The 26602-nt window shown below is 36.7% G+C and carries 31 protein-coding genes; 10 read left to right on the forward strand and 21 right to left on the reverse strand.

Features of this window, described 5'->3' with window-relative positions; all coding sequences use genetic code 11:
* Positions 1–22: 22 nt before the first annotated feature.
* The 21 genes from IRT38_RS01165 to IRT38_RS01265 form a co-directional block, all read right to left on the reverse strand.
* Complete coding sequence (locus IRT38_RS01165) at positions 23–214, reverse strand: hypothetical protein (RefSeq protein ID WP_194596587.1); 192 nt, start codon at positions 212–214, stop codon at positions 23–25.
* Between the two features lie 35 nt (positions 215–249).
* A complete protein-coding gene (locus tag IRT38_RS01170; RefSeq protein ID WP_194596588.1) occupies positions 250–801 on the reverse strand; it encodes a hypothetical protein in 552 nt (183 codons plus the stop codon).
* A gap of 83 nt (positions 802–884) precedes the next feature.
* Positions 885–1364, reverse strand: coding sequence for a hypothetical protein (locus tag IRT38_RS01175; protein ID WP_194596589.1), 480 nt, complete (start codon positions 1362–1364; stop codon positions 885–887).
* Positions 1365–1598: 234 nt separating this feature from the next.
* A complete protein-coding gene (locus IRT38_RS01180) occupies positions 1599–2219 on the reverse strand; it encodes a hypothetical protein (RefSeq protein WP_194596590.1) in 621 nt (206 codons plus the stop codon).
* Positions 2220–2719: 500 nt separating this feature from the next.
* The gene (locus IRT38_RS01185; RefSeq protein WP_194596591.1) at positions 2720–2959 is read right to left on the reverse strand and encodes a hypothetical protein; all 240 of its coding nucleotides are present in this window, start codon (positions 2957–2959) and stop codon (positions 2720–2722) included.
* Between the two features lie 52 nt (positions 2960–3011).
* Positions 3012–3314 carry a hypothetical protein gene (locus tag IRT38_RS01190; RefSeq protein ID WP_194596592.1) on the reverse strand — a complete coding sequence of 101 codons (303 nt, stop codon included), beginning with the start codon at positions 3312–3314 and terminating at the stop codon, positions 3012–3014.
* A 6-nt stretch (positions 3315–3320) separates the two neighbouring features.
* Positions 3321–3560 carry a hypothetical protein gene (locus IRT38_RS01195; RefSeq protein ID WP_194596593.1) on the reverse strand — a complete coding sequence of 80 codons (240 nt, stop codon included), beginning with the start codon at positions 3558–3560 and terminating at the stop codon, positions 3321–3323.
* Between the two features lie 43 nt (positions 3561–3603).
* Positions 3604–4242: a hypothetical protein gene (locus tag IRT38_RS01200; protein ID WP_194596594.1), complete on the reverse strand. Its 639-nt coding sequence runs from the start codon at positions 4240–4242 to the stop codon at positions 3604–3606.
* A gap of 178 nt (positions 4243–4420) precedes the next feature.
* Positions 4421–5206 (reverse strand): putative quorum-sensing-regulated virulence factor, encoded by a 786-nt coding sequence (locus IRT38_RS01205; RefSeq protein ID WP_194596595.1) that lies wholly within the window; start codon positions 5204–5206, stop codon positions 4421–4423.
* A 258-nt stretch (positions 5207–5464) separates the two neighbouring features.
* A complete protein-coding gene (locus IRT38_RS01210) occupies positions 5465–5701 on the reverse strand; it encodes a hypothetical protein (protein ID WP_194596596.1) in 237 nt (78 codons plus the stop codon).
* 6 nt (positions 5702–5707) lie between these two features.
* On the reverse strand, positions 5708–5968 hold the full coding sequence (locus IRT38_RS01215; RefSeq protein ID WP_194596597.1) for a hypothetical protein: 261 nt from the start codon (positions 5966–5968) through the stop codon (positions 5708–5710).
* A gap of 30 nt (positions 5969–5998) precedes the next feature.
* Positions 5999–6985 carry a hypothetical protein gene (locus IRT38_RS01220; protein ID WP_194596598.1) on the reverse strand — a complete coding sequence of 329 codons (987 nt, stop codon included), beginning with the start codon at positions 6983–6985 and terminating at the stop codon, positions 5999–6001.
* Between the two features lie 347 nt (positions 6986–7332).
* Entirely contained in the window at positions 7333–7917 is a 585-nt protein-coding gene (locus IRT38_RS01225; RefSeq protein WP_194596599.1) for a hypothetical protein, read from the reverse strand.
* A gap of 407 nt (positions 7918–8324) precedes the next feature.
* Complete coding sequence (locus tag IRT38_RS01230; protein ID WP_194596600.1) at positions 8325–8888, reverse strand: hypothetical protein; 564 nt, start codon at positions 8886–8888, stop codon at positions 8325–8327.
* 519 nt (positions 8889–9407) lie between these two features.
* A complete protein-coding gene (locus IRT38_RS01235; RefSeq protein WP_194596601.1) occupies positions 9408–9626 on the reverse strand; it encodes a hypothetical protein in 219 nt (72 codons plus the stop codon).
* A gap of 102 nt (positions 9627–9728) precedes the next feature.
* A complete protein-coding gene (locus IRT38_RS01240; RefSeq protein ID WP_194596602.1) occupies positions 9729–10847 on the reverse strand; it encodes a type IA DNA topoisomerase in 1119 nt (372 codons plus the stop codon).
* A 290-nt stretch (positions 10848–11137) separates the two neighbouring features.
* Complete coding sequence (locus tag IRT38_RS01245) at positions 11138–11494, reverse strand: hypothetical protein (protein ID WP_194596603.1); 357 nt, start codon at positions 11492–11494, stop codon at positions 11138–11140.
* A gap of 163 nt (positions 11495–11657) precedes the next feature.
* Entirely contained in the window at positions 11658–12032 is a 375-nt protein-coding gene (locus IRT38_RS01250) for a hypothetical protein (protein ID WP_194596604.1), read from the reverse strand.
* A 152-nt stretch (positions 12033–12184) separates the two neighbouring features.
* The gene (locus IRT38_RS01255; RefSeq protein WP_194596605.1) at positions 12185–12475 is read right to left on the reverse strand and encodes a hypothetical protein; all 291 of its coding nucleotides are present in this window, start codon (positions 12473–12475) and stop codon (positions 12185–12187) included.
* A gap of 453 nt (positions 12476–12928) precedes the next feature.
* On the reverse strand, positions 12929–13384 hold the full coding sequence (locus tag IRT38_RS01260) for a hypothetical protein (RefSeq protein WP_194596606.1): 456 nt from the start codon (positions 13382–13384) through the stop codon (positions 12929–12931).
* A 1774-nt stretch (positions 13385–15158) separates the two neighbouring features.
* Positions 15159–16538, reverse strand: a complete 1380-nt coding sequence (locus tag IRT38_RS01265) for a hypothetical protein (RefSeq protein WP_194596607.1) — start codon at positions 16536–16538, stop codon at positions 15159–15161.
* A gap of 2096 nt (positions 16539–18634) precedes the next feature.
* Between IRT38_RS01265 and IRT38_RS01270 the strand changes: the two genes are divergently transcribed.
* The 10 genes from IRT38_RS01270 to traV are packed head-to-tail and all read left to right on the forward strand — an operon-like array spanning position 18635 to position 26494.
* Entirely contained in the window at positions 18635–19399 is a 765-nt protein-coding gene (locus IRT38_RS01270; protein ID WP_194596608.1) for a lytic transglycosylase domain-containing protein, read from the forward strand.
* Positions 19396–19770, forward strand: a complete 375-nt coding sequence (locus IRT38_RS01275) for a hypothetical protein (RefSeq protein ID WP_194596609.1) — start codon at positions 19396–19398, stop codon at positions 19768–19770. The genes IRT38_RS01270 and IRT38_RS01275 overlap by 4 nt, the downstream gene beginning before the upstream one ends.
* Entirely contained in the window at positions 19763–21235 is a 1473-nt protein-coding gene (locus tag IRT38_RS01280) for a GspE/PulE family protein (protein WP_194596610.1), read from the forward strand. The genes IRT38_RS01275 and IRT38_RS01280 overlap by 8 nt, the downstream gene beginning before the upstream one ends.
* Entirely contained in the window at positions 21219–21914 is a 696-nt protein-coding gene (locus IRT38_RS01285) for a hypothetical protein (protein ID WP_194596611.1), read from the forward strand. Before IRT38_RS01280 ends, IRT38_RS01285 begins: the two co-directional genes overlap by 17 nt.
* Positions 21911–22513, forward strand: a complete 603-nt coding sequence (locus IRT38_RS17475; RefSeq protein ID WP_227592118.1) for an OmpA family protein — start codon at positions 21911–21913, stop codon at positions 22511–22513. Before IRT38_RS01285 ends, IRT38_RS17475 begins: the two co-directional genes overlap by 4 nt.
* 11 nt (positions 22514–22524) lie before the next feature.
* Positions 22525–22812, forward strand: a complete 288-nt coding sequence (locus IRT38_RS01295; protein ID WP_194596612.1) for a type IV conjugative transfer system protein TraL — start codon at positions 22525–22527, stop codon at positions 22810–22812.
* The gene (locus tag IRT38_RS01300; RefSeq protein WP_194596613.1) at positions 22809–23426 is read left to right on the forward strand and encodes a TraE/TraK family type IV conjugative transfer system protein; all 618 of its coding nucleotides are present in this window, start codon (positions 22809–22811) and stop codon (positions 23424–23426) included. The genes IRT38_RS01295 and IRT38_RS01300 overlap by 4 nt, the downstream gene beginning before the upstream one ends.
* Before the next feature lie 16 nt (positions 23427–23442).
* Entirely contained in the window at positions 23443–24420 is a 978-nt protein-coding gene (locus IRT38_RS01305; protein ID WP_194596614.1) for a type-F conjugative transfer system secretin TraK, read from the forward strand.
* 14 nt (positions 24421–24434) lie between these two features.
* Positions 24435–25829, forward strand: coding sequence for a TraB/VirB10 family protein (locus IRT38_RS01310; protein ID WP_194596615.1), 1395 nt, complete (start codon positions 24435–24437; stop codon positions 25827–25829).
* Positions 25826–26494 (forward strand): type IV conjugative transfer system lipoprotein TraV, encoded by a 669-nt coding sequence (gene traV / locus IRT38_RS01315; protein ID WP_194596616.1) that lies wholly within the window; start codon positions 25826–25828, stop codon positions 26492–26494. Before IRT38_RS01310 ends, traV begins: the two co-directional genes overlap by 4 nt.
* Positions 26495–26602: the final 108 nt, after the last annotated feature.

The following is a 26602-nucleotide window of genomic DNA, read 5'->3' on the forward strand; positions in this document are numbered from 1 at the left end:
CTTCCATCTACAAAAGTAAGGTTTACTTGTTGTCATAAGCTTCCATAAGTTCTTCTTGAGATACTGAGAATACATCTAGTACCTGAGCTTCTGCGTTTGGATATTCCATGCCTTGAGACACAAGCTGCTCTAAACACTCCAAAGCATTCTCTGTTGTATCGCCGTCATTTTGGATTTTGTTTTTTAAAAAAGTTTTAATTTCGATAATGCTCATTTTAGAATCCTTATTCTGTAATATAAAAGAGTGAATTAATGTGGTTGCTGAGTAGTTACCTTTGATAGCACTTGTTCTAAATCCGAAGCATTAAAATCTAGGTAGCTATACCAAAAGCGTTCATTTTTTTTGATATTTAGGCATTCAATCTTGGACCATGATTGGTCGTAACCATGAATCATCTTCAATTTTTGCCCACTTTTAGTTGTCAGTTCGATGCCATAAGGCAAGGCTTTAAACAGCTTTATGATGGTTTCCTTGTTGAGTTGATGCTCTCGGTTCTTAGCCCGCCAACAAACTGCGTTTGAATTGAGGTTGGTTGAGTGATCTAGTAGTCTCTCAGGGCAAAGTAGTATTTGTGGGTTGTCGTTTTCAGAGTTATGTAGGTGCTTCCAACCGCTCTGGTCGAAAACTACTGTATCGATGAAAATTATTTTTGAGCCATTGTTGAGTTGAACCAATGAGAAAACAACGTTTTCAACTAATTCACGGTCTAATAAAATACCTACTTGAGAGTCGATTGAAAGTTCTAGTGCAGCATATTCAACCAAATCACGAAATACAGAATTAGATTTATGCCATTGCATAAAATTACTCCTAAATTGCTTTATTTTTGTGCTTTTGCCCGTATGTTATTGTATGGCGTACAAAAACATACGGGCTTTGGAGTTTAGGAATCTTTTTTTGCACGTACTTGTTGAACATCAAAAGGGATGGAACTGTTCTTATATTTTTCTTCAACGATGAGCAAATCTGCTTCGTCAACTCCAATCAGACCATCTTGTAAGGTAAGGCTACTGAGCGGTGCAGCCATCCAATAACAATCACTGTCTAAATAGACGACACGACCAGATTCAGCAGAAAATGTGAACCCTAAGACTTTTTTATTGAGGAAAGTTACACCGTATTCATTCGTGTAAGCCACAAGGTCGCCAATTTTTAAGTTGATAGGGGAATCTGGAACAACACATGATAAGTCGGTCGTAAAGCCATTAGGGAATCTTCCGTAGAAAGCTTCTTCATGGAACTTTGCAGAAACTAAACGCTGAATAAGACAATCTTTATTGATTTTATGGCGTAAAAAATCAGCCTTAGAAAATTTTGGGTGTTGAATTTGATTAGCGATGCTTTCATAAGATTGAAAATTCATAGTTTTCTCCAAAGTTGATAATAGCAGTATAACATATACCGCATAATAACAATACTTTATCTTTTAAATAAATACCAAAATTAACAATACGGTTCAGTCGGGAAAGGGATGCATTTAAAACTTGCGCGATGCCTTTTTGAAGGCTTATACCGGCTGCGTTAGCAGAACGGTACTGGAGCGTTAGCGTGGGATTTTTATGTGTACATGATCTATGCCATGTAACACATAAAAGAATTAAAGGTGGGCGTATATTTCGCCATTTCGATAAGTATTGAGTTTGTCCTTTGGGATGGCAGTATCAAAGATGTCGCGATAGATTTGTTTGAATAAACTTACGGTAGGTTTCTTTTCATCAATCATCATCAATACTTTTAATAAAATTTCATCAAGGGTATCTTCAAATTTGACTAATTCCCCATCTTTATAAGATGCGAAACTCCAGTATTCGAAATCGTCTTGAAGATTGGCAATATCACATGAAACTTTATAAGTTTTAATCCATTTTTCTAAAAGTTTGTATGGTGCTGATCCATTGGTTTTAAATTGGATTTTATTATTAATAACTGTTGTATCGAAACAATCAAAACGGCAACCCCAGTTTTTTTCTCGCCATTCTCTTGAGCTTGAAATTTCATATTTTTGATAAGTATTAGCAAGAAATGCCTCGTTGGTATTGTGGTTTATAGGTCCAACAAAAGAGGGTAGAAGTCGTTGATCCTCAAGAATTGAAAGTTTTGCTATCTCATCAGGCATAGGAACAATTAAGCCAAAGTGAAATTTACCTTCTAATAACTTCAAAAAATGAGATTGAGTAGAGTGATGAATGATTATTTTTGAAATTGAATTTGTTAGCATAGTGGCTCTCCAAAGTAGATAATTTCATTATATTGTATACCGCATAAATACAATACTTATGTTTTTTAATTATTTGTTGTGAAAACTTATTCCATTCAATCGGGAATGGGGTTAGTTAGAAATTTGCTTGATGCCTTTCTTGAAGGCTAAAACCGGCTGCGTTAGCAATACGGTTCTGGAGCGAAAGCGTACTACATTTGATTTTTCAAGGATTACGGGCAATCTCGAGATATAATTTTCTTGGTCTAAATTACCATGTTAAATGTCATAAGATATGAGATTATATTATTATTTAAAAACAATAATTTATAATTATTATGACAAGTAATCTCATAGTGGTTTCGCCACATAAGTTGAGACATTTAGTGGATTTAAGACACATACATTAAGATTTTTTTGATTATTTGGGATGTGAAATTATGAAAATGAATAGGTGGCGGAAAGTTGGAGTGAATAATCTTGAAACTTATGTCAAAAATCTCACACCAACTGTCATTTATCTATACGTCCAGATCAACGATAAGGGGATTTTCCCGAGTCTTGAAAAACTCAATCCCACATGCTTCAAGCATTTCATCAATGTAAAGCTGAGCATCTTGAATAGATGTACATAATTTATCTTTGATGTAATAACATCCCTCATCACCAGTTTTGATCTTCCGATTTCGAAGAATCGTTACATCACGGTAAACTCTGGTTTCATCGTTATCGTACTGGACCTGAAATTTATCTTTTTTCATAAGGATGCCTAAATTCTATCAGAAAGGGTGGGTAGTGCATTGAGCAGTTAACTTAACTCATAACCGAAACTGCAAAAGAATTTTCATCATCCTTATTAATCTTATCAAATAGGGAGTAATGCTCTCCGCAATCTTCGGGTTCACTGCTATCCATAATGAAATCACAGTCATCATTATCACAAAGAATAAAGCTTCTACTGGTGGTATTGGGAACACGCCGTTTGGTAGTTCTTTTCATTAATTTACCGGTTGTGGGTTCAATGTTTTTCTCATGAAGAACAATTTCTTCCACTCCATATTTAAGTTGACCGTTACAGTGAGGGCAACTTAATCTTGTTTGGTTCTTACTTGTCATCTTGCCTCAACCATTTAAAGTGATTTGATTGTCGATTGCGCCCATAAGTTCCTGAATCTCATAATAATCATCTTCTTCGATTAAATGGTATTCAAGCAGGGTGTTCGCTCCACCAAGAATAAAAAAGTATCTTTGTTCTTGGGTAAGTCCGAGGAAATCACGATTAATAAAATGCTGTATTTGCATTTTAAACTCAGTATTTTGGATTGGAGTTATTTCCTCTAACCTTTCAAAAAAAGAACCCATAAGCTGCTCCACTTTTTGTTTAATTGATATGCCTATAGTGCCGTCAGAACGGAAGCTCAGAGGAAGCGTATTCCTTTATTTGTTCTGGAGTGCATTTACACTCAAATGTTCCACAACAGTAACAATAATCGATATTAAGTTGTTGTGATCCCTTCACATTCTCACGGAAAATATAGGTTGTGCGTACTAAAGAATCATTGATTTGATGATGCACATTGGTAGGTTTGACGAGGATTAATTTTTTTGCAAATGCAAATTGCAAGATTCGATTGTGTGTAATTATGCCGGCTGCATGTTCATACGCTTCATAGGCTGAACTTAATTCGCTAATCTCGGTAAGATGGAATCCATCTTCATAATCGTAGTAGTCAGGCACGATAATTTTTTGATTGTCCAAATTGAACAAAATGTAGTTATATGGCTTGTAGGTAACAGTATCTTCTAAAAGATACATTGGATCACGACTTACTGTTACATCATGGCGTGCGTCAAAAAATTCATTTGGACTTAAATTTTGGAAAGATTTGTATACTGCATCTTGAGGGCTAACCACCTCATCAAAAATATTGAAATTTTTTCCATCAAGTTCATGTCCAATTGCTCTGGCAATCATCTCACAAGCTTGGCGATTATCCACTAAGACGGCATGAATAATCTGGTCTTTTTGCACGGCAATTAGCATAAGAACTCCAAAGCAACATGTTAGAAATTTAAGATAAATTATAACTAATATACCGCAAATATAGCATATTTAAATGTATTAATTATTTTTTTGATATTCCAGATAAATACAAACTTATATTGGTTATTAATAAAAATGATTGGGGTAAATCTTTTTTATTAACGATAAGGAAACCAACTCATGTTTGAATGGTTGGGCGCGTGATCTGAGTGTATTTGACCCCCTTACTTTCATAAGTATTTTTAATAGTTGCTTTGATCTTAACAGTATCACCTTTGTGACCAAGTTCTTTCGTACCAGTATACGAAATCATATTGTCTCCCTGTTTAAGCAGGATGTTATAAACTTCTTGACGATATAAATCATCATAATAACCACTAGCATTCACGATCAGACATTCGACTGTTAAGCGTTGACCCTTTTCACCAATATATTCAGATTTAGAGTTTTGATGGTTGAAATCAGTGAGGCAATTTAAGATGTCATCGCCATTTTGGAGATAGCCCAGATCAATAGCAGTAGATAGCGTTGCAAACGCAAGGGAATTTTCTACTGGATTGGTAGAGCTTTGGAATTTGGAGATCGCCCAGAGCATATAATCCTGTGGTAATTCTTTCAGGGCTTTATCTTTGTGTTTACCAAAAGGCATGATTCCTTCTTGGATTTTTTTCATTTTAAAGTGATCTTCAACTTTTAGATTTGAGCCTAATTTGCCATAGGTTTCGCCGTCTACAGTTCCATCAAACACACAGTCCAATCCGGCATCAGATAAGCGTTTGGAGAAAGCCTCAGCTTTTTCGATAGCTTCATTTTCTTCCATACTGAGGTTCTGGACATAATGATGAGAAACTACGATTGCGCCTTCTTGAACGACCTTATTAAGGGTGTAATAGACATTTTTTGCACCTGTAGAGATATAGAAAATAATTTTTAAACGATTTTTTTGAGGAGTAGTTGTATTCATTAGTCTGAGCCGTATAAAAATTTATAATTGCATTATACTATATATACCGCAAAACAATAATACTTTATTTATTTTATTTACAATTATTAACAGCCATCCTGCGTAAATAATTATTTCCCCGCCTCATCATGTCGATAAGCTCATCGTAAAGATAAAATAATATTTTATGCAGGGATGGTATGCCAGTTCATATAAATGCGCTCTAATCGCCGTTAAATGCGATTAAGAGGCATATATGGAATAGGGGGGTATAGGTTCTTAATTATTTTCTTTTACTTTATTGAACAGGTAAAGTGAAATGATGGATAGCAAAATGCCTCCCACAAAAAACCAGTAACACAATTCTGAAAGTTCCTTGAAACCTAAAAAGTTTATCAAAAGACCTATAAAGGCAGAGGTAATACCAAAAGTACCAAAGACAATCGTGGAAAGAAAAAGTACTTTAAACTTAAATTTCTCAATATCGAACTTATTTTGATTCATTAAATCGCTCATAAATACTTACTCTTTATCTAATCTGGAATCTCTCAACTCCAGTCCTTTATTCTTTATTGACCACTCAAATGCTTCATCCACATCACTTACTTTAATTGGACCTAAGCCGTGATCAATGGTATCAATTAAACAATCTACATCCAAATCGCTGTAATGATACCCAAACCTTTCAATACAAGCTTCTCCAACCAACTTCATAATTTCGCGATGCTGAATCGCTGCTTTTGAAGCTTGATCAAGTAATTTTTGAAATTCTTTATCTTTCATTTCTGAACCCTGCGTTTTAAGAAGGCAATATCAAATTGCCTTCGCCTCAGCCAAACGATCTGGATGAGTCACTTCAATACGGGAAAGAGCATAATCAAAACGATGTTGGCAACCTCGAATCTGGTTTTTTAGATTTGCGATAACTTTTTGGTTCTCGCGGTCATAATCGCTTTCATCTAAGGTTTTGAGTTCTTCATTGGATTTGACAATCTTATTGCGAAGAACATTTAGTAGATGGATCGTACCGTCTGCACTTACTTGGAACGGTGCAAAATCTGCACCCATACATGAGCTATTCACAACATCAGTGTAAGAATAACGGCTTAGGGTATAACCATGGTATGCGATACGTGTGCGATCGCTCGGTTGTAAACGGACCCAACGGAAACAACAAGCACAGGTTTGGTAATCACTACGATCTTTAGGCTCAAAGTTTATTTCTTCGATACTTCTGCGAATTCCATCCAAGAGCTTTGCTTCATCACTGATTTTTTTGCAGAGTTGAAGATATTGTGAGTCTGGTTGTTTTTCTAAAATCTCTATAATTCTATTTTCAGTATGATCAGAATAACCATAACGGCTGCACAATTTATCTGGATCAATGTTGTTGCAATTAGACATGGTTTGCTGCTTGATGTAATCGCGATTAACATCATGTTTTTTATAAACTTTAGAGATGTACTTGAAAGTGTTTTCAAAGATAGGAGAAAAAAGATTACTAAATCTTGTCCGTTGCAACGAACGTAACCCAATGTAATCAAGTTGTTCAAATAGAACCTTTGCTTTGATCGCATTTATAAGGATTTGATCATGGGCTTTGCGACCAGATGTTGCACAAGCAATTTCATAGGTAGTTGGAGCGTACTGTTTTAACCAGTCAATGATTTGGGTATCGAGAACAGAAAAATCCGGATTAGCTGAAAGAGTTTCCCACTCTTTTGGGTTAATCATTTGAGCAAAATCAACAGAAGAAATATCTGTGTCAAAGTGATCTGCAATAAGAATTATATTATCCATGACACCCTCAGTATTATTAATGTTCAAAGTTGATGAATTACATTATACACCATATACCGCAAATATAATATATTATGCTTTTAAATTTATTGAATATTTTTAGATGATTCAGTCGGGGGAATGATGAAAGTAAATTATGCGCTATGCCTTTTTTGAAGGCTATAAGCCTGTAGCGTTAGCAACATGGCTTAAAAGCGTTAGCGCGGGGAGCCACACCCTAAAGTCAATAAACGAGTGTAGCTGTAAGCAAATAGGAAATATGCAGACAAAGAGCGTTATGAGGACAAAAATGCGGGAGAGATGAGGTGCGTTAGCACCGGCGTAATAAAAAGAGAACCTTTTGCGGTTTAAGCTTTATCCAAAGCCAGAAAATGAAGCAAACAAGAAAATAGGAGACTTGCCAGAAGCACAAATGCTCCACGAAGAATATAAAGTTTCTTTTTCTCAATAAAAAATGTAGTTCCGTCAATTTCAGAGGGATGTATTGTGTAAGTTGTCTTGCTGACTACGTTTTGGCTTGAAAAAGCACAATAAGCCAAGCACAAATGGGTAAAAAATAAAATCATAACCAAAACTGAGCTATTGTTTTCAGTTATCGGTAAAAGCTCAAATTTTTTGATAGCGATCCCAGAGATCAAGGCGATCATAAATATACAGCCGAGTAGGGTTCCCCAATCATTTTTGAAATAAAAACGCTTTTCATTGGCTAGGAATGTGGCAGAAATTAAAAATAAGTGTTTAGAAAATATGATCAAGTTAATCATATATAAAAGAAAAAAATTAAAACCTATCTGTTCAACTTTGAACAAATATGAGACAGCGAATGTGAGTAGCAAAAAAACGATCGCAAAAGTATTTATGCATAAAACATAGGTAAAGCCTGCCAAGATACTGTTTCTTTTTTCAGAAAAGGTAAACATTTGATTTAACATTTAAAAACTCATTATTGTAGATACGCATTTTAGTACAGTTTGGCAGCCATCGCTATTGCCATCTCGACTAACCCATTGGATTAAACAGAGAATTTATCAAGTTAGGATTGTACCCATTTGTAAAATCTATTGAATAAAGTCAGAGCTGCATAAAATACAAAGAACATAATAAAAACAATAAGAAAAGGGTAAGCCAGAATCAGATTTTTCACTCCTAAAAGCAAGGGGTAAAAGTATATAAAACAAAGAGATATGGTGAGTAACGCAGCAGTGAGACCAAAACCAACTAACAGCAAGTAGATGAAAAGACTTTCACTTTTGCTGAAAACCGGAATGTTATTATTATCAAATTTATCCATCACGATCTTACTCATCAATTTAGGTAAATAATGATTCCAAAGGAGAGTCTAAGCTTGCATAGCGGATTGACGCTTTTCGCGGTCCAATTGGATGTATAGAGGGAGAGCATTGTATTGATATGCAATTTCAAGTGCATCGAAATCTTCTGCACATGTGAGACCAACATAGCCTTTTTGCAGCGTTATATCTGTAATTGAAACTGGCTTAAAGCAATCTCTAATGTCGAGAAAAAGATAGACTTCACCATTAGGCTTCTGGAAGAAACTTAAGATACGATGATTGGCATAAGATTCGCCGTGTTGATTTGTATACGTTACTAGATCACCAGTTGATAAATGCTTAACTGGAGAGACTAAGTTTGGTTCACACCAGAAAAATTCATGATAACGGCTAAAAAAGATTTCTTTTGAATGACGTGCTTTGACCAGATCATTAATCACATATTCTTTCATGAACATATAGTTGATGAAATTTTCTTTGCGAAAATCAGGTTGAGAGAGTTGTGAGGCAATACTTTCAGCATCCTGAAATTGCATCTTCACCAAGATTCTGTTTAAAAATTTAGGATACTTAATTTTATTTGCCAGTTTTTCGATGTCTTGAAATTTCATTTTAAAGCTCCAATGTATATAGCTGAATTATAGCATATACCGCATAAATATAATACTTTTGCTTTTAAATTATGGATTTTAATTTAAATGAATTCAGTCGGGCGGGGCTATATTCAAACTCCGTGAAATGCCTTCTTTGAAGGCTCAAGTCGATTGCGTCAGCAATACGGCTTAGAAGCGTTAGCGTACCTATTTGCAGATATTTAAAACGAGCGTGGCTGTAAGCAAATAGGAAATATGTGGGAGTGGTATTTAGTTCGGAAAAAATGCGAGAGAGGTGAGGTGCGTAAGCACCGGCGTAATGAAAATAGAATCCTACGAAAAACGACAGTTTTTAGGAGGTCTATTTTGAAAATTTGTCCGGAACAAATTTAGATGAGTCTGCGAAGCAGAAAGGTGGCGGAGGGAAAGCCACCTTTAGCCTTATTAGAAATGTTATTTCTGGGATGTTAATGCCGAATGCGTTAGCAGCACGGCACGAAAGCGAAAGCTTGAGCAACAGGCATGATGGTTTCCCATCTAAAATGCCCAAGTACCAACGACAGTTGGTACTTTTTTTCTGGATAAGAATTTACGTGTTAGAAAATTTTGTGCGGCTTGCTCTGAATTAAAAGAAGCTGCATCAAATATCAAACTCGATTTTGAAATACGCACACCCTTATAGACCGGAATATAGAAAAATCTGACACCTTGCGTATCGGTTTTTTTTGGTACTACTTCAATTTCAAAATCACGCATTGTTTTCACCTAAATTATTTAAGGTTTAGTGCAAAATCCCATGGAGAGAAAGCCTGCATCATGGGATTTTTATCATTATTGTGACAGTTGGATCAGGACTGGTTATTTATTTGCTGATCCTGCCTTGAACGGTGGAATATCCTTATGAACTTCTTCAAGTGCTTTGGTGAGGTTTTTGCTGCCGTAGTGGGTCTCATCTTGAGGTGGAAAGGTTTTAAAATAAAACCGCTTTTGCTTGCTGAAATAAGTGTTCAGGTAGCGTTCAATTTTACCTCGTGATGTATCCCAATCGTTGATCCATGCTTCCATCCGCAATGGCAAATCGGCATCTTGGCAATCAGGATGGAGTAGCTTAAGGAACATGCTGCCGGTTTGTGTGATGTTGATGTTTAGCTGATCGTCCTCTGACAAAAGATTATTTTCAATTAGTCCTTCTAAGATCGCATTTCGTGAGGCGTGTGATCCAATTTGAGCAAGGGCATATTTTCCGGAACCGATCCATTGTCCCATCAATGAATAGTAATTATTACGATGAACGGGACCACGAATATTTAAATCATAAAGTACCTGTAGGCTATATTTGCTCATGATGAATTGGTTGGTATCAACCCCCAATCCTCGAAGCAGCTCACCAAAAACAATTAAAGAATTGGTATTGTAGTTGAAATCAAAGTACTTCTTGGCTGTGCCTTTATTTAGAAGTTTTTGGTACCAGTCATCTTTTGTAGAAAGTGGGTTATCAACGGCTCTTTGTAAAATCTCTGGTGTCATCGAGTAAGTGACAATGGCTTCGTATTCATCCTGCGCACGTTCGTGACCTAAAAATTCACTGATCATGAGATGGAAACCGAAAACGTTTGCAGGGTCGAGATCAGTCGCGAGGATGATCTTGTTTGCAACACTCAATACGTCTTTAGGTGACAGGTCCAAACGGATAATACGATCGGCTAAAATTTCTTGTACGGGTCTGAAATCACGGTTTGATGGATATTTCCATTTCGGTTCTTGTAAATAAGGAATATCACGGAATTTAAGCCCCCGAGGATAGTCAAATTCAAAGGTACCAATTACAGAAAGGGTTGAGAGGGCATAAATCTTGGCATCGCTGAACTTGGCTCTTACGATAGAGGCTAATTGAGCTGCCACGTCTGGTTTTTCAACCACGAAAAGGATTGTTTGTTGCATTTTTCCGTACTCCGGTAAGGGAAGGTGTTTTTGCATGGCTTAGCCATGGACTAAATGAAATTATGTTTATGAAAACATGAGCATTATTTTATCAGAAAAACATTATTAAAATAATTTATTATGTTTTATTGAATCTAATTTAAGTAAATTATTGAAATTTAATATTTAGTGAAAGTGATGCTTTGAACATCACTACCAACTTTGTTAATTCATATTTTATGTCCCATCCAATCGAGCTTTAAATAATCCAATAGACGCATCGATAATTCGCCGTCTGAGATGATCCATATATGTATTTTGTACATATATGGATGTTAGCTAAAATCCTATGGACTTGACTGCAACAATTCAATTTTCTTTCCGTTTTCTTGAGCCTCTATGCGGGCTTTTTTTCTGCGGTAATCGAGTTCCCCAGAAGTGACTTTACGCACGGTGAAAGCGATACTCGGAATTCTTTTCCGAAGTTTTGGCTTAAGCGCATCAACGAGCTTTAAAGCATGTGCTTCGGTTTCGATAAAAATACATTTCTTGGTTAGACGACCTGCCAAGCTAATATAGCAGTGAGCTGTTTCGTCTGGTTGGACCGGATGGTACCAATCGCTTAAGAAGTTTATTGGTAAGTCACCATGATTGAGAGTTACGGCGACAGTGTAAAGATCAGAAAGCGAATGATCATGCGACATAATAGATTCCCTAATTAATGAATATGATACTTGATTGGCATTTTATTACATCAGATCGCGTGGAAATATAAACGATCATTTTTTAATCATAAAGTGATATTTAGTATATAAACCAATAGCTTATATTGTTATTGCTATGTTTTTCGATTGGCAAAATGTTACACTAACAAAATTCAGCCTCCATTGCTTTTTCAACCATACAAGTAGACACAATATTCTTCTCATTACTCTGCGTTGATAGAACATAGTGAATCTGAGGAGAAACGCCAGTGAACCACTGGAAAACGTTCTGAATCATCACGGCGGTTTCAAAGTCATAGATATAGCTATCAGCATCAGTTTTATTGGATGGTGCTTTAAGAATCCCAAAATGGAATGAGTTATGGTCGGGTTTTAATGTATCAAACCTAAATTTGAATTTTTGAATGAAGCCAGACTTTTCTCCTTTTTCGTACCAGAGCGCGTAACCAAGAATATCCGGTTCTACTGGTAATCCTAAACGTTTGGCAAGATCGGCAGGATTTTCGAGTCTAAGCATAGTATTGCTCCCTTAGTAAAAAGTTAACGCTATGATTGGTCTAATAGTCTTTATATCTGTATACAAACAAAATGCTTCAACCATTGGTTGTAGCTGTTGCAGTTAAAAATGATTGATGGTCCTCTGAATAAATTAATAAAGGTTGGTATCGATCAGATATTTTTATCAAAGTTTGCCATGGTCTCATTGACGACAGTTTGAATGACATCGAAATCTAGCCCTTGATCCTTAAGTGCCAAAGTAAGGGCAAATGTCATGTGAGCGGTCGCATCTCTATATCCGATGTTATAGCCATCAGCTTTTGTCAAATCAAAAGAAAGCTCGAGGCGTTTAACAATTTCATCAGTGATAGAGCCTTCTTCCTTGGCTTCGACTTCCGCAACAAGCTTAGCTTTCAGTTCAACAGGTATCCGATAATTGACTTGGGTAGTTGCTCTACTCATAGAAAGTAATTTTTTCCTAGAAAATAAAAGCCATAAAATTGATAAAAGTACACTCGTACTCATAGCCCCAAAGATGTTAGCTATTTTCTTTTCAAATAGACAGACTATTCTATGAAAAAATAAATAGCTGATTCTGAAAAAAATATGAAACGGCGCACAAAAACATCTGAATACATGAAGAATTACGAGTTATGAAGAAAAGCAAAAGAATTGAACTTCTATTCGGGAAGATGTATTTCAGTCGGTGGAATGCTCACGCATTTTTCTAAAGAACACCGCTCTCGCTCATACCCAAATACACATTGGGAATGAAAACCCTTGGTGCCGGTACCAATACAAACAACAAGTCATGTTTTGTCTGCGTGTTAGATATATAAGATAGCTATAGAGGAAGAATAGGGAGCGATATGCCAAGTGGATAGGGAACTATAACTATATATAGAGGACTAAAACTCAACACGGCGTTACCTTATACGCTTCGAGGATACGTTTAAGCATCGGTGTAATTTGAGTGGTTCTCTCAAAAGGGGATAATACATCGAATGGTCCAATCAGTTCATGTATATCACTATGAAGTATCTCGTATGGAGCTGTAGCAGCAATAGCGAAGGTAATTTTGTATAAGGATTCACTATTAAGAGAACAATAATGCTCAAAGCCTTTTTCGGTTACATCGACAAGTAGGTTTATATAGCCTTGTTCCAATTTGGAGATTTCGGTACTTAACAGTACATGATGTAAATAAGCTGTACTCATCAGTAGGATGAACGGATTAATCACTGCGCCGTAGAGATGAAAGTAATGTGGGGTTTGTTCCCCTGTATCGGAACAAAATTCGTAGGCTCCAACTTCTTGGGTAGAGCATCTTTCATTCTGGAAAGCTTTACGCAATTCGTTGCATAAGCCCATCAAGACTCCTTCTTTGTGAGGGATACAGTCTAATTTTTTATTTAGGCAATGGATCACTTCTTATAGCTGTTTTAGAGAGCTGTAGGTTCCCCAGATTGTTATCGTTTGCTTATGATCCGGTATGCTGAAATTGTACATCTAAGAAGTCTCTTAATTTATTATATCGAATTTACTATCCCACAAAGCAATCTACTGGTCCATAAGTTGAAACATAAGCCATAAGGAGACAACCTTGAACAGTGGCTACAAGGATCAGTAAAGTGTTAATTTTATGTTCATGAGACTGGAACGCTGCGGTCTATTAAATATAAGAATCTATAACAAGTTCTATCGGAACCTATAATCAATGTGCTTTTACCCGAAGGGAGAAACTAAAGGCAATACAAGGTATAGGATAAGCAGAATAGCGTGAGCGGAAGTGTGCCAGTAAGGGAGCGAAAGCGGACGCTTTTTTCCGAAATTAAATTACAGAAGGGAAAAATTTCAATAAAAACATTAGGGAAATATTAATATTAATAAAAAATATAAATGCGCCGTAATAGCCATCTTAAAATAATTTTGAAAATCAAATTTACAAGAAGTAAAAATCATAAATTGCAGAGTTAGCTTGTTAGGCAAGAAGCAAAGCTGAGACAAATTTTTCTGATCCAGATGAAAAATTCCAAAAAAAGCGCACGGCGTAGTCGTGGCAAAATGCATTAGAAAATAGCATCAAAGATGGCAAAGCTGCGGTAAATTTTCAGAGTAAATAAACCAAGAGGCGATCAATTTGTGATCTGCTTTTGTGTCGTAATTCTGAAAAAAATTACGGCGAATTATGGTCAAGATTTCTCTTTCATGGGGAAGTGGAAGGTCTAAATTTTTGGAGAGGTAAAGCAACTTTAAGATAAAATTTCATTGCTCAAGAAAGTGCCAGTTGCAGCATAGTTGCTAAGGCATAGATAGAGGGTGAAAATCAATCCACGGCGCACGAGTCCAATAATTATTGTATCGCTCACGCTAGTAAATCAGCTCACGCTGAGATTAATGATACTAGAACATAATCCTAAAAAAAGATTTACTTCTAAGATAGATAAACCTAATAGGAAAATTAAATTAACTATTTATTATTAATTAAAAACTATTTGGCACGGCGTAACGATATTCTTATAGATCGCTATGTCCTGATATATAGAAAGCTATAATACAATCTATAGGGAACTATAGATGTATCTATAGATAGCTATAGGATAATACTTAGGGAGCTATAGGAAACCTAATAGGGACCTATAAAAAAAGTATGAGAGCATCGGGATTAGATGAAAGTGATTTCATTAGGGTAGTGTTATAGTACTTCACTATGACCATATACAGCGTTAGCGCATATATGGTAGCCGTTAGGCGATTAATAATCTTTTTTTTAATAAATTAATTGGTGAATATTTAGAGGGCAAATTAGATAGTATTTTTTTAGCGTAAGCGAAATACAAAGACAGATATTTATAATAAAGCGTAAGCGCCGAGAAAGTTCCCATCTTTAGCGATTGTAGATAGAATTATATATATCAATAAGTTACATTAGTAAAATAGACGTAAACGCCGTGTCTAAGTTCAGAATTGGTAACTTAGTCTAAAAGCTGTCAAAAAGTTTCCCAAAAAAAGCATAAAAAAGAGTACACAAAAAAACAACATGTTCATAAGCTTAGATGGCTAGTTACCAAAAAGTTTCACTTTGGATTTAGGAACTTTGGTAACTAGCTTGAGTGCATAGTGTAGAAATTAATCAATATTAACTTTAATAGGTGTCCGAAATTAATCTCGGGTCCATTTCTTTATATGTATCCAAGAAAGATTCAATTTCTTTATCTGTTGGAGTTATATCACGCTCCTTTCCATTTTTATCGTGTTCACGTATTAGATTATTCAGGGTTGAAGGTGAGGCTTTCATTAATTCAGGATTTTTATTTCGCAACGCCGTGCGTAATTTCTTAAACCGTTTTTGGTTTTCTTCACGGTAAGCTTTATTTTTCTCAATGATAATAGTTTCATTAATACATGCTTGTTGGAACTCTTTAAAGTTCTTATATGCAATAGGTGAGAACCGCACATAATGAAGCATTTGAGGGAAAGCTAACCTATTGTAAATATTAGGATAAGTTTCTTTAACAATCTTTTTTACTCGTCCAGATATTTTTCCAATCTGATGTCTAACACCATGATAGTTGCCTCTGGCATAAAGTCTACGCATTGAATCTTCAAACTGAGTAGGTCGGGTCGGGATTAGGACAATCTTTTTCTCAATATCTGTCCCCATCTTTTGAAGAAATTCATTGTTTAGATACCAAGTAAAACGAAATTTTTTCTTAGATTTTCTTTTAAAAATATGAAGATACTGATTGTTAGTTCGGGTCAAATGTTTCGTTAAAAGTTTAATCACATCATTGTAGGGAGTACCCTCATCAGGGGTTACACCGTACTTGTTCTTAAGCATACTCAGGGCTTTCTCATGGTTATATTCCAATTGTTCGCCATCTTTGAGGTATAAAAAACCAAAGTTTTCTTTAATCGCTTCGTATTTTTTTTCATCATTTGCTGATAATTTTGAACCCAATTCAAGGTTCGTTTTAAGCCCGTTAATTGACTTTAGTGACAAATGATCAAGGTGATTTGCAATGACTGGATCAAGTGGAATTCCGTAGTTGTATGGAAAAAGATAGTCGTTGTCGATGCTGTCCTTAAGATCGTCATAACTAATGTAAAGACCGAGGATATATTCACCAAATGTTAAGTACTCTAGGGGATTGCGCGTAATAATTGGCTTCAAATTTTCACGCGACATTAATTTCTCGTTGAGTGAATTGATGTCCTTATTGTTAACATTTTTACTCCGTGCAGCTTTACGGTAGCCGGTAGTCAAAAGCCAAAATTCAATCTGACCAATATACGAGGGATTGAAGTGAATGACTAAAGTCCAAACAGGCTCTCCACTCCGTCTTTGATAAGCACGTTCATTATCATCAGTCTGCAAACCATACTTAGAGATGAGCTTAGGGATTACAGAGTTGACCTCACTAATTGATATTTTACCGCTCATCCAATAACGGCAACGACCCGTAGTTACCGCATTCATCAATGCAGTCAAACAATCTGTTTTTTTTATGGAATAAGTGATCATAATTTGTACAATTCCGTGATATATTGGTTCAACAATAAAAGTGGCACCATGATTTACAAAAAGAATAAGAGAAATTTTCTTTAAAATCTATCTTTTTTAAAAGGAAAATGGTTTTTCCGTAAATAAGAGTTCCTGATGATTTAGAATTCACTATGTTTTTTAGCTTGTTTTCGGGGGGTATCTGCCTTATCCTGTGTTTGCCAAATATGGTTTTTTAGGGGGGATGTGAATAGTGTTCCTCGTAAAAAATCTAAACTCTTGTCGAAGTGTTTTATGTGTAAACGTCAGCCAACGTTTACTAAAACTCGCAAAGCTGCGTGCGTGAGAAATCTAGCTGGCGCGGCTATGAAGGGCACTAGGCGGTGAGATTCCGCTTTTTGACCCAATCCCCGAGTAACGCAGATAGATCAGTAAGTAGGAATCAGTAAATAAATTAGAATTTGCGTAAAAGTCGGGCGACATAGAAACGGGCATCGTGGTGACACGATCAACCCTGTCTAATGGAGAGTGTGAGTAGCTTCAAGGAATGATAGCTGCGTTAATAACACCTATTTCATGCTTCAATTTCTACATAGGGCATGATGTATGGCGCACAGGTGGGCTGCTGAGAGTACGGTGACGTACTAGGGGGTATGAGGAGAAATCTGGATTACTCTGGTACTAAGCGATTGACTTAAATGACTTGTCGTGATGACGTTTTAAGTTGGTTGGTTAGATCGTTGGATAGCTCAAGCCTGTAACGATGACACGTAGAAAATAATGTCATCAAGATATTAAGACTGCATTAATTAAGTTTAATGTGGTCTTTTTTATTTTTGGTGGTTGCATTATTGAGATGTTGTTTTGCGTAGATTAAGTGCTTTACCCACAGTGAAGTCGAATAGCGGTTAATAATACGGGTTTTTGGAACTCTTACCGTAGAAAAACGGAATAGCTGCTATTTTGTGGAGTGGATAAGCGTACTGATCGTTGAAAGATATTGTTTTTTAAATATCTATTAACAAAGACCATTATGACTAATATGGGAATCTCTCAGGTCGATGATTATACAAGGTGGCTCCTTGATATAGACTTTTTGAAATGAAAACCTGCCTTGAGTGGGGAATAAGTTTTAATTTATGAGAGAAGGAGAATTGTTGAGTAGATTCTTTATGAGAATTTGATTTTTAATTAAATCATTTATTTATGAAGATACAGTCATTTCGAGCGAATAAAAACGTAAGCGGTGATGAAGCGAAAGACAATGCGAGAAATATTTAAAACCAATGACAAGGGTTTTATAAGCGAGGTGTGGCAACCTCTGTATCTATGAAATGATACGAACTTTTTTGGCGTGGAAGAAAATCAAATAAATAATTTCAATTACTATCGTGGCTGATTGTATTTGTGATTTTTGATAAGTATTCAGTAAGAAACAAAAACGGTGGCTCCGTTGTTGGTTCACGCCAACCATATAACCTAGTTATTAATATGAATTATGATTAATTTCATTATTGTATTAATCGCTACTAGCTATTTTTTTTGTAGTGATGCTATTAAGCACTAAAGTTAAATTATTAGCGGAATCTTTTTTGCAGTGATGTATGTTTTTCTGGATTTATCTTCTAGCGGTCCAGATGTGACTTAGCAGTGATGTTAGATGATGATAGTCAACATACGAGTAAAAAATTTTTCTTAGCGGTGAAGTAATTTGCTTGCTTTATGGTTAGCAGAAAAATAGTAATAGAAAGTCGTAGTTGTGGAACTAAAACACAACCGAAGTTTGTATCAAACTTAGCGGTGATAGCAGTCGGGCATAAGCTGCTTGAGCGGTTTGAAATTCGCTTCCTTTGTTCTTCAAAGAAATGTCACAAGTTGATAACTGTGAAAACGTACCAATGCGTTCATTGGCGTTAGGCGGTAACGTGAAACTCCAAGCAAGCCCTGTCTCATCTCAATGAGCAGGGCTTACCTTTTTGGATTAATTAAAAATTAATATTAAAAAAATATTTATTATTAAAAATAATAAAAATACATTAATTAATATTTAAAATTAAAAAAATTATGATTATACTAGCGAAATTGATATATCAAACATTTTATAATTAGGTTTTAGAATGATTTGCAAAAGAATTATTTTACCTTTTGTTGTTCTAACAACTACCACATTGACCCAAGCGGTCTATGCGGAGATTCAGATTGTCCGTAAAGAAGTCGTGCCGGTTGTAACCCCTACAATCGCTCTGGCTATGGTTTCGAATCCAGAAACAACTACTTCTATTCAGCCAAGCAATGTACCTAGCGCATCTAAAGTTTCTTATAGTAGTACGGCAAATACTACAAAGTTATCTCCTCAAACTCAGAATGAATTATTGCGCTCTGTAAGTGCTAATGATTTTAATGCACCAACCTTTGCCACTTCTGTTAGCACTCAAAATGCCAAGACGTTCAATACAAACATCCCTCAATACTCAACCTCTATAAAACTCCGGAATCCACCTCCTTATGTTGGTTGTTTCTATACATCTTCTCGAAAGTACGGAGTTCCTGTTGATTTGTTAATGGCTATTGCTCAAACAGAATCTTCATTTCGCACAGATATAAAAGGTGTGCTTGGTAAGGGAGCGGATCATGGTCTCATGCAGATCAATGATTATTGGGTACCTAAATTGCGTAAGCGATTCAATATCACATTAACTGACATTTATGACCCATGCACAAATATTGAAATCGCGTCATGGATTCTTGCACACAACTTTGTTCAGTTCGGATATTCATGGCGAGCAGTTGGAGCATATAACGCTGTGACCGAATGGAAGCGTGTGCGTTATATCAACAAAGTTGCCAATAACTTAAACAAACTCCATGCGGGGCAATTATGATTTTCATCCGGATGCTATTCAGTGCCGTAGTCGTTTTACTTTTTGTGATTTATTTCACTTATGTAATGATCACAAGCGATCCGTGTACACGAATTGACCGCGCAACTAAACCTATCGAGCTGACAACAGATTTTGTTGTTGTTCTTGCGAAGCCATGGGCTGAGCCTCAAACCTTACAATCTATTCGTAACTGGAGTGCAAGAACTCGCTTACGTGCAGCAATTGTGTTTCGCATTCAATTTTATTCTGACTCAGTACCTCCAGTTGTATGTGATTGGGATTTGGCAAAAGACCGTATCTTAGGTACTGATAGTTCATTATCTGAAAAAGATGAAGAAGTAAAACAAAAAAGAGGATTAAAAAATGACTGATTTTTTAAATCCAGAAATCTTTAAAGACGAAAAGTTATCCGATGAGGAATATGTAAAGCGTGGTGATGTTGATCGAATTCCCGATAACTTTATCTGCGTAGATAAAACAAATTCGTATGAGGTATTCGCGGTTGCATATCTCAATGAGCTGTTTAAAACAATGATGGAGCATAAGGTTTCAGATATTCATTTAGAAAGTATGGATTTAGGGCATATTTGTCGTGTTCGAAAAGATGGTGTGCTTCATCAGTTCGGTCGATTACTTTCGGATAAAGAATATGCACAAATTAGAAAAAAAATCTATGCGCGAGCTGATATTGAAGAATCTTATGCAAAGTCTTTCGCTGTAGATGCGCGTGGGTGGCTTAAATACACGACTAAATTGGATTTGCGTATTAGTTCCCTGCCTACTGTCAAAGGCTACACAATCGTAATTCGCTTATTAGATCAATCAAACTCAGGTCGTAGACTTGATTCAGTTGAAATGACAGATGCGACTCGTGTTGCGACTGTAGATACCATTAATTCAGCTCACGGCTTGGTTCTTGTTACTGGACCAACTGGATCGGGTAAAACAACGACTCTTTATAGTTGTTTGAATGAGATTAATAGTCATGAAAAAAAGGTGTTTACAGTAGAGGACCCAGTTGAATACACGATTAAGGGTGTTCAGCATATTAATGTCAATCGGAATATTCCTTTTGCTCGCGCTCTTAAAAGTGCATTACGACAAGACCCCGACATTATCCTTGTTGGTGAAATTCGTGATAAGGAAACTGCAAAGATTGCTATTGAAGCCGCGCAAACTGGTCACTTGGTTTTATCTACGCTTCACACCAATTCATCTGTAGGTGCAATTTCGCGTTTGATTGAAATGGGAATTGATCCTAGCCATATAAATGAAACTTTACTTGCAGTAAGCGCACAACGTTTGGTGCGTAAATGTAAGGACCCTCGAAACATGGACCATCCGAACACGCATGAAGCGGAATGGTTAAGAAAAAATGGCTACTCCAGTTATATAAACAAAGTTTTTGGGCGTGGGTATGCCAAAGAGAATTATGAGGGACGTTTACCAGTAATCGAATTTTTGATGATCACTGATGAAATTAAAGAATATATAGCAGCAAATGATATTGCACCTATTTATAAGCTTGCTCAACAACAGCCTCAGTACGAAACATTAACTGAGGCAGCATTGCGTTTAGCAATGGAAGGTAAGACTTCGCTCGAAGAAGTCATATCTATTAGTAAAAACAGATCAGCAGCAGGCATGGATGGAATGTTGTTGGGTGAGCGGTTATTAACGCTTGGCTATATAACTGAATATCAATTGTCTTATGCACAAAACCTACAACGTTCCTCAAGTGATGTGAATCGGAAAAAATTATCAGAGATTATTCTTGATTTGCATTTCTGCTCACTTGAACAATTGAATGAGGTGGCAGATGCACCAGATGCTTAGTAAGAGTTTCTTTGTGGTAAGCCTCAGTCTAATTTGCTTATCAACAAATGCTCAAGACAACCTACTAGCAACAGGGAAAGCAACTGGTGTGGACCCTCGTACAAGTCAAAAAGTAGATGTGCAAATTTTTGGGCGTAGTAGTGTTCAAAACGAATTTAATGTGATTCGTTTTTTCTTCACTTACACATGTGACTACGGTGAAAAATATGATGCTGAGATGGCAGTCTGGGGAAGTACCTTGCCATCGAAATTTAAATATGTTCGGGTACCAGTAATAACACAAGAGCCGAACTCAACAGTCGGTGCATTTGCATATTACGCAGCTTACCAGACAGATAAATCTAAAATTAATCAGTTTCAACAACACGCATTTAACCTCATCAAACACCAAGGTAAAGACCCCTCAGACCAGTGGACCTATTACGAGGCTGCCAAACGAGCGGGATTAAATCTAAATATTTTCAAAAAACATTGGGGAACAGAAAAAACAGTTCTTCTCGTAAAAAATGCTGTGATATTGGGAGCCAAATATAAAGTGGATTACACGCCAACTTTAACAGTCGGGGGGATATATACGCTGAATCCCGAGCCTATCGCGGAGAGCAAGACTTCGTTTATCGATTTTGCCAACGCAATTACTTCTAAATATATAAGTGAAAATGGAGTGGCAATTCGATGAAAAAAAATAGTTTGTCAGGTGCTTTGCTTTTAGTGATTGCTGCTTTGTATGGGTGTTCTACTGCTCAACCTGTTCCAGAGCTAAAAGTAGAAACTATTCCTCAGCCAACTTTTAACATCTTAAAAATACACGTAGATAGTGAAATTGTACGGGTACCTACAATTGAGCAGACAGTTGTATGTAACGGCTGTGATCAAATTCCGGCAGGCGTTGTACAAGAAGATGATGTGATCTGGATTCGTATGACCCCTGCACCAGAAGAAACCATCATTGATGCTAAGCATTTTGATTTTGATAAAGCCATTTTAAAAGGGGATTTATCAAAGTTAACTGCTATTGCTGACAAGATGAAGGCAGATTCTCTACTGGTGGCAGATATTGTTGGACATACAGATTCAATTGGTAAAAAAAGCTACAACCAAACGCTTGGGCTAAAACGAGCAAATGCTGTTAAACGTTGGTTGGTTAGCCAAGGTATCGATGGAAAGCGAATTATTACAAGTAGTAAAGGCGAAACGTCTCCTATTGCAAGCAATAAAAGCAAAGAAGGTCGTGCAAAAAACCGCCGAGCTGTCATCACAATTAATGTCACGGAATAAGGAGATTTCTTATGGCTTTAACACCTATCGAGATTCCAGACAATATTGATGGACCTCCATTTTTGTTGGCTTTCGAATCTGATGAGTTGGGTATCTATTTCACAATTATTTTTGCCTGCTTATTTACTAAGACGAACATTATCGTGATGTGCCTACTACTTTATGCATTTGCAAAGCTGTATGTGAATTACAAAAAAAGATCGATGGCAGGCTTTTATATTCATTATCCATACCGTTGGGGGATGATCCCGTTGAATTCGTATTTTAAAAATGGCTCGATTATGGAGTACAAAGAATGAAATTTAGCTTATTTAACGGGAATTGGGACTTATCTCACAAGGTAGCTATTGTCTCAACTTGCACGGCAGCCGTTCTAGGCGTTGTGGTATTGGTGCAATCATGGGGTTTGGCTAATAAGCGCGAACGTATTGTTCTAACACCACCAACCATTGATCAGGTTTATCAGATTCAGTGGGATTCTGCCAATACAGAATACTATAAACAATTTGCAGTTGTTATTTCGGGAATTATTGGGCAAACGACACCACAGAACATTGAGAACACGATTAAGACACTTAATCAATTCTTTGCCCCTGCATTGCAAAGACCAATGGCGGAATCGCTTAGAGCTTTAACAACAAAATTACCGGACCAGAACTTCTCAGCATGGTTTGTCCCAGAAACATCATCTTATGAGCAACAAACCGGAAAACTATTTATTCAGGGTAATTTGCAGTCGGCATTGACGGGAGCAGATATTCAGACTCAACCCGTTATTTATGAATTCATTATCCAAATGGAAAGTGGTAAGCCAATAGTAACGTACTTCAACAGTTATGAAGGTTATGAACCAAGAACACTGTCCTACCTTCGTAATAAACAGCAAGCAGAAGCAGAAGCAGCTAAGCAATAATAATTGGAGAAATTTTATGAAGTTACATAAGCTTTTCATTGGTTTAGCTTTAGCTGTAGGGGTTGCAAATGTTCCTGCTGCTTATGCTGATGGGCAAATATTTAGGAATGCAAATGATATTCCTCCACCGAGCAATCTATCTAATGGGAACTATATCCCATTGCCGCAAAATAAAAATGCGCCAAATACAAATAATTTGCCGGCTAATTTTCAGTCGGGAGCAAATGCCCGAACTCAGGTGGCTAGATTACCGCAAGATTCATTAACTAATGCATCAATGATAGCCCAACAACCCATTTCGTTGGATCAGGCTAATTTAAAGCAACAAACAGTTCAGATTGATAATGATGATACGCATGTAGTCCCTGTGTCAGCATCAAATATGAACCGAATTTCAACTCCATTTCGAAATCCAATTGTACTTGTGAATGGTGGTGCTAAATATAAAGTTGTTGGTCAAGATGTCTATGTTGTCATGGAGAGTGATCAACCAATTGGTGTATACATCCGTGAAGATGACAACCTTGCTAATAATTCTCCTGTAGCTTCATTGACCTTGGTACCTAAGGCTGTACCTCCGCAAAATATTGCAGTGGTATTAGAAAACTCAATGAAAGAACGTCTTACGAATCCAAATGCAAAAATTGCATCAGATTATACAGATGTTATCCGCCAAACTCTCGGAACGATCGCTCAGAAAAAATTACCTGATGGCTATTCACGTTCGAATGTCAATGAAAAAACAATTGCGCGTGTGGGGGCTGTAACACTACAACCTAAGGTCCTTTATTCAGGTGTTGAACATAATGTTTATGTATATCAAGCACGTAATGTAACTGGTCAATACGTTGAATTAAGTGAACCTTCTTTTTGGCATAAAGGAGTTCGAGCGGTTGCTTTTAATGACGGAAAAATTCGTCTAGCTCCTAATGATACAACTGAAATTCTTATCCTTGCTGATGTCGGCAACGGTGAAGATTCTATTTACGATTAACCGGAGTCGATAAGATGAGTTTTAAAGAAAATATGCAGACACAATTTGCTGATATAAAGCAAAAATGGCATGAATTAGACCCTTTTAAACGCCGTATTATCATGGCAATGGTTTTCATTAGTTTGCTAACTTTTGTAATTTTATATCTTGGCGAAAAGCGGGCTAAGGAAAGTGAAGAAAAAGCTAATGCAGAAATCACAGTAGCAGATGAGCTTCAAACAGATCAATTGGTCCAACCAAAAGTCGGTGAGGTTGGTATCGATGATTTACGTGGGATGACTCAATCCGAACTAGAGCGTCAAAGACAACAACAAGAAGCTTTAATACAGAACCAAGAGCAAATTACTAATGATTATAAAACTGGTAATCAGGCTGTAGGTCAAAGTGTTTCTGATCTGTCTCGTCAATTGGCTTCTGTTACAGATGAAGTTAAACAGCTTAAGTTAGGCAATCAAGCGGGTGGTGCAAATGGGGTAAGTTTACCTCCATTACAAGGTATTGATCCAAACATGGACCAAGCATACCAAAACAATAATCAAAACCAAAGTGGTGTACCTGATTTGGGTTCAGCTCCAATGGTTAATCCAAATGATCCTGCTTTGAATAGCCTTCCAGATAATTCAGTTGCTCCACGTCCAATTGAAAATTCTGATCCATTCCAAATAATTAGAAGTGGTAAGGATGCTAGTAAGTTTCAAAGTAATGGATACCGCAGCAGCAGTAATGCTAGTGCAAAAAAGGATGTTTTGTCTGTTCAGGCTAAATTGTTGATTGAACATGGCTTGCCTACCGGAAGTATGATCCAAGGCGTTTTAATAAACGGTATGGACGCAACCGCAGGACGGGGAAAGGGAAACGCAGTACCGGCATTGGTTCGTGTGAAGAAGGATGCTGTACTGCCTAACCGCTATATTCAAGCTGTTAAAGAGTGCTTCATCATTGTTTCTGGAGTCGGTAATTTGGCAACAGAGCGAGCAGAAATGCGTGGTGAGACAATCTCATGCATATTTAAAGATGGAGCTGTCGTTGATGGTCCATTATCAGCTTATGTTGTGGGTGAAGATGGTAAAAGTGGATTGCGCGGACGAGTTGTTTCTAAGCAAGGTTCTGTAATTGCGCGTTCAATTGCTGCCGGATTCTTTGGTGGATTAGGTAAACAACTTGCACCAAGTCAAGTTCCAACTTTGGATATTTCTGGTAGTGATGAAACTAAATATCAAGTTCCAAATGTAGGGAATGCTTCAAAAATTGCATTGGCAAATGGTATGGGAAGCAGCTTGGATCGCGTTGCTAACTTCTATATGGACTTGGCTGAACAGATGGTACCTGTAATTGAGATTGATGCCGGTCGTCAAGTAACTCTAATTCTGAACAATAAATTTCAAGCTCAAGAAGGAAATGGAAAATGAAAAAACAACATTTTATAGCTATTAGTGCTTTGGCATTTCTAACAACAGCTTGTACAGGTTTTCAGGGTAAATATGGTTGTTCTGGGCTTCCTGACGGTATTGTTTGTAAAACACCAATGCAAGTGTATGAGCAAACGAATAGTGATGATCGAATTGGTGTATATCAAGCTGATTTAGATGGTGAAACTACACGAAAGTCGAAATATGATAAAGGTTCTAAAAAAACTACCGCATCTCAGGGTGAGCAAATGGTTAACTTATTTGCTAAACCTCAATTTCAAGCGGCTTCATCGCCAATGCCAGTATTAGAGCAACCTAAAGTACTCCGAATTTGGGTAGCACCATGGAAAGATGAAAACGAAACTTTGAACTGGTCATCTTATTTATTTACTGAAATCACTCCACGCCGTTGGAATTTTGGTGATTCGGTAATGCGTAACACTCCTGTAACTGCCCCTAATAAAGCTGATTATATGTCTCCGAGTACTACTACTCCGGCTCCGAGTGGAGATGGCAACGCAGCTAATTCTGAGGCAAATCAAATCATGGGTATGAATAACCAAGTTCCAGATCAAGAAAGTCAGCAACAAGGTCAGGTAAATCAAGTACAAGCACCAGAAATGCAAAGACAGCAACAACTAGCAGAAAACGGTGGGTTCAATTAAAAGAAAATATTGAACAAAACAAAGCCCGATTTAATCGGGTTTTATTTTTTTTAAATTTATTAAAATTAATAAAACATTTCTTAAACTTTTTTGTTATTTATATCTAGC

Source organism: Acinetobacter sp. SK-43 (assembly GCF_015351505.1).
Lineage (GTDB): Bacteria > Pseudomonadota > Gammaproteobacteria > Pseudomonadales > Moraxellaceae > Acinetobacter > Acinetobacter junii.

Coding starts and splice junctions, on each gene's coding strand:
- IRT38_RS01295 (WP_194596612.1), top strand. CDS start 22,525: ATGGCTTTAACACCTATCGAGATTCCAGACAATATTGATGGACCTCCA.
- IRT38_RS01260 (WP_194596606.1), bottom strand. CDS start 13,384: ATGGGCTTATGCAACGAATTGCGTAAAGCTTTCCAGAATGAAAGATGC.
- IRT38_RS01205 (WP_194596595.1), bottom strand. CDS start 5,206: ATGAATACAACTACTCCTCAAAAAAATCGTTTAAAAATTATTTTCTAT.
- IRT38_RS01255 (WP_194596605.1), bottom strand. CDS start 12,475: ATGAGTAGAGCAACTACCCAAGTCAATTATCGGATACCTGTTGAACTG.
- IRT38_RS01225 (WP_194596599.1), bottom strand. CDS start 7,917: ATGTTAAATCAAATGTTTACCTTTTCTGAAAAAAGAAACAGTATCTTG.
- IRT38_RS17475 (WP_227592118.1), top strand. CDS start 21,911: ATGAAAAAAAATAGTTTGTCAGGTGCTTTGCTTTTAGTGATTGCTGCT.
- IRT38_RS01165 (WP_194596587.1), bottom strand. CDS start 214: ATGAGCATTATCGAAATTAAAACTTTTTTAAAAAACAAAATCCAAAAT.
- IRT38_RS01280 (WP_194596610.1), top strand. CDS start 19,763: ATGACTGATTTTTTAAATCCAGAAATCTTTAAAGACGAAAAGTTATCC.
- IRT38_RS01265 (WP_194596607.1), bottom strand. CDS start 16,538: ATGATCACTTATTCCATAAAAAAAACAGATTGTTTGACTGCATTGATG.
- IRT38_RS01175 (WP_194596589.1), bottom strand. CDS start 1,364: ATGAATTTTCAATCTTATGAAAGCATCGCTAATCAAATTCAACACCCA.
- IRT38_RS01310 (WP_194596615.1), top strand. CDS start 24,435: ATGAGTTTTAAAGAAAATATGCAGACACAATTTGCTGATATAAAGCAA.
- IRT38_RS01275 (WP_194596609.1), top strand. CDS start 19,396: ATGATTTTCATCCGGATGCTATTCAGTGCCGTAGTCGTTTTACTTTTT.
- IRT38_RS01305 (WP_194596614.1), top strand. CDS start 23,443: ATGAAGTTACATAAGCTTTTCATTGGTTTAGCTTTAGCTGTAGGGGTT.
- IRT38_RS01215 (WP_194596597.1), bottom strand. CDS start 5,968: ATGAAAGATAAAGAATTTCAAAAATTACTTGATCAAGCTTCAAAAGCA.
- traV (WP_194596616.1), top strand. CDS start 25,826: ATGAAAAAACAACATTTTATAGCTATTAGTGCTTTGGCATTTCTAACA.
- IRT38_RS01200 (WP_194596594.1), bottom strand. CDS start 4,242: ATGCTAATTGCCGTGCAAAAAGACCAGATTATTCATGCCGTCTTAGTG.
- IRT38_RS01270 (WP_194596608.1), top strand. CDS start 18,635: ATGATTTGCAAAAGAATTATTTTACCTTTTGTTGTTCTAACAACTACC.
- IRT38_RS01220 (WP_194596598.1), bottom strand. CDS start 6,985: ATGGATAATATAATTCTTATTGCAGATCACTTTGACACAGATATTTCT.
- IRT38_RS01240 (WP_194596602.1), bottom strand. CDS start 10,847: ATGCAAAAACACCTTCCCTTACCGGAGTACGGAAAAATGCAACAAACA.
- IRT38_RS01170 (WP_194596588.1), bottom strand. CDS start 801: ATGCAATGGCATAAATCTAATTCTGTATTTCGTGATTTGGTTGAATAT.
- IRT38_RS01210 (WP_194596596.1), bottom strand. CDS start 5,701: ATGAGCGATTTAATGAATCAAAATAAGTTCGATATTGAGAAATTTAAG.
- IRT38_RS01300 (WP_194596613.1), top strand. CDS start 22,809: ATGAAATTTAGCTTATTTAACGGGAATTGGGACTTATCTCACAAGGTA.
- IRT38_RS01245 (WP_194596603.1), bottom strand. CDS start 11,494: ATGTCGCATGATCATTCGCTTTCTGATCTTTACACTGTCGCCGTAACT.
- IRT38_RS01230 (WP_194596600.1), bottom strand. CDS start 8,888: ATGAAATTTCAAGACATCGAAAAACTGGCAAATAAAATTAAGTATCCT.
- IRT38_RS01195 (WP_194596593.1), bottom strand. CDS start 3,560: ATGGGTTCTTTTTTTGAAAGGTTAGAGGAAATAACTCCAATCCAAAAT.
- IRT38_RS01190 (WP_194596592.1), bottom strand. CDS start 3,314: ATGACAAGTAAGAACCAAACAAGATTAAGTTGCCCTCACTGTAACGGT.
- IRT38_RS01235 (WP_194596601.1), bottom strand. CDS start 9,626: ATGCGTGATTTTGAAATTGAAGTAGTACCAAAAAAAACCGATACGCAA.
- IRT38_RS01185 (WP_194596591.1), bottom strand. CDS start 2,959: ATGAAAAAAGATAAATTTCAGGTCCAGTACGATAACGATGAAACCAGA.
- IRT38_RS01180 (WP_194596590.1), bottom strand. CDS start 2,219: ATGCTAACAAATTCAATTTCAAAAATAATCATTCATCACTCTACTCAA.
- IRT38_RS01285 (WP_194596611.1), top strand. CDS start 21,219: ATGCACCAGATGCTTAGTAAGAGTTTCTTTGTGGTAAGCCTCAGTCTA.
- IRT38_RS01250 (WP_194596604.1), bottom strand. CDS start 12,032: ATGCTTAGACTCGAAAATCCTGCCGATCTTGCCAAACGTTTAGGATTA.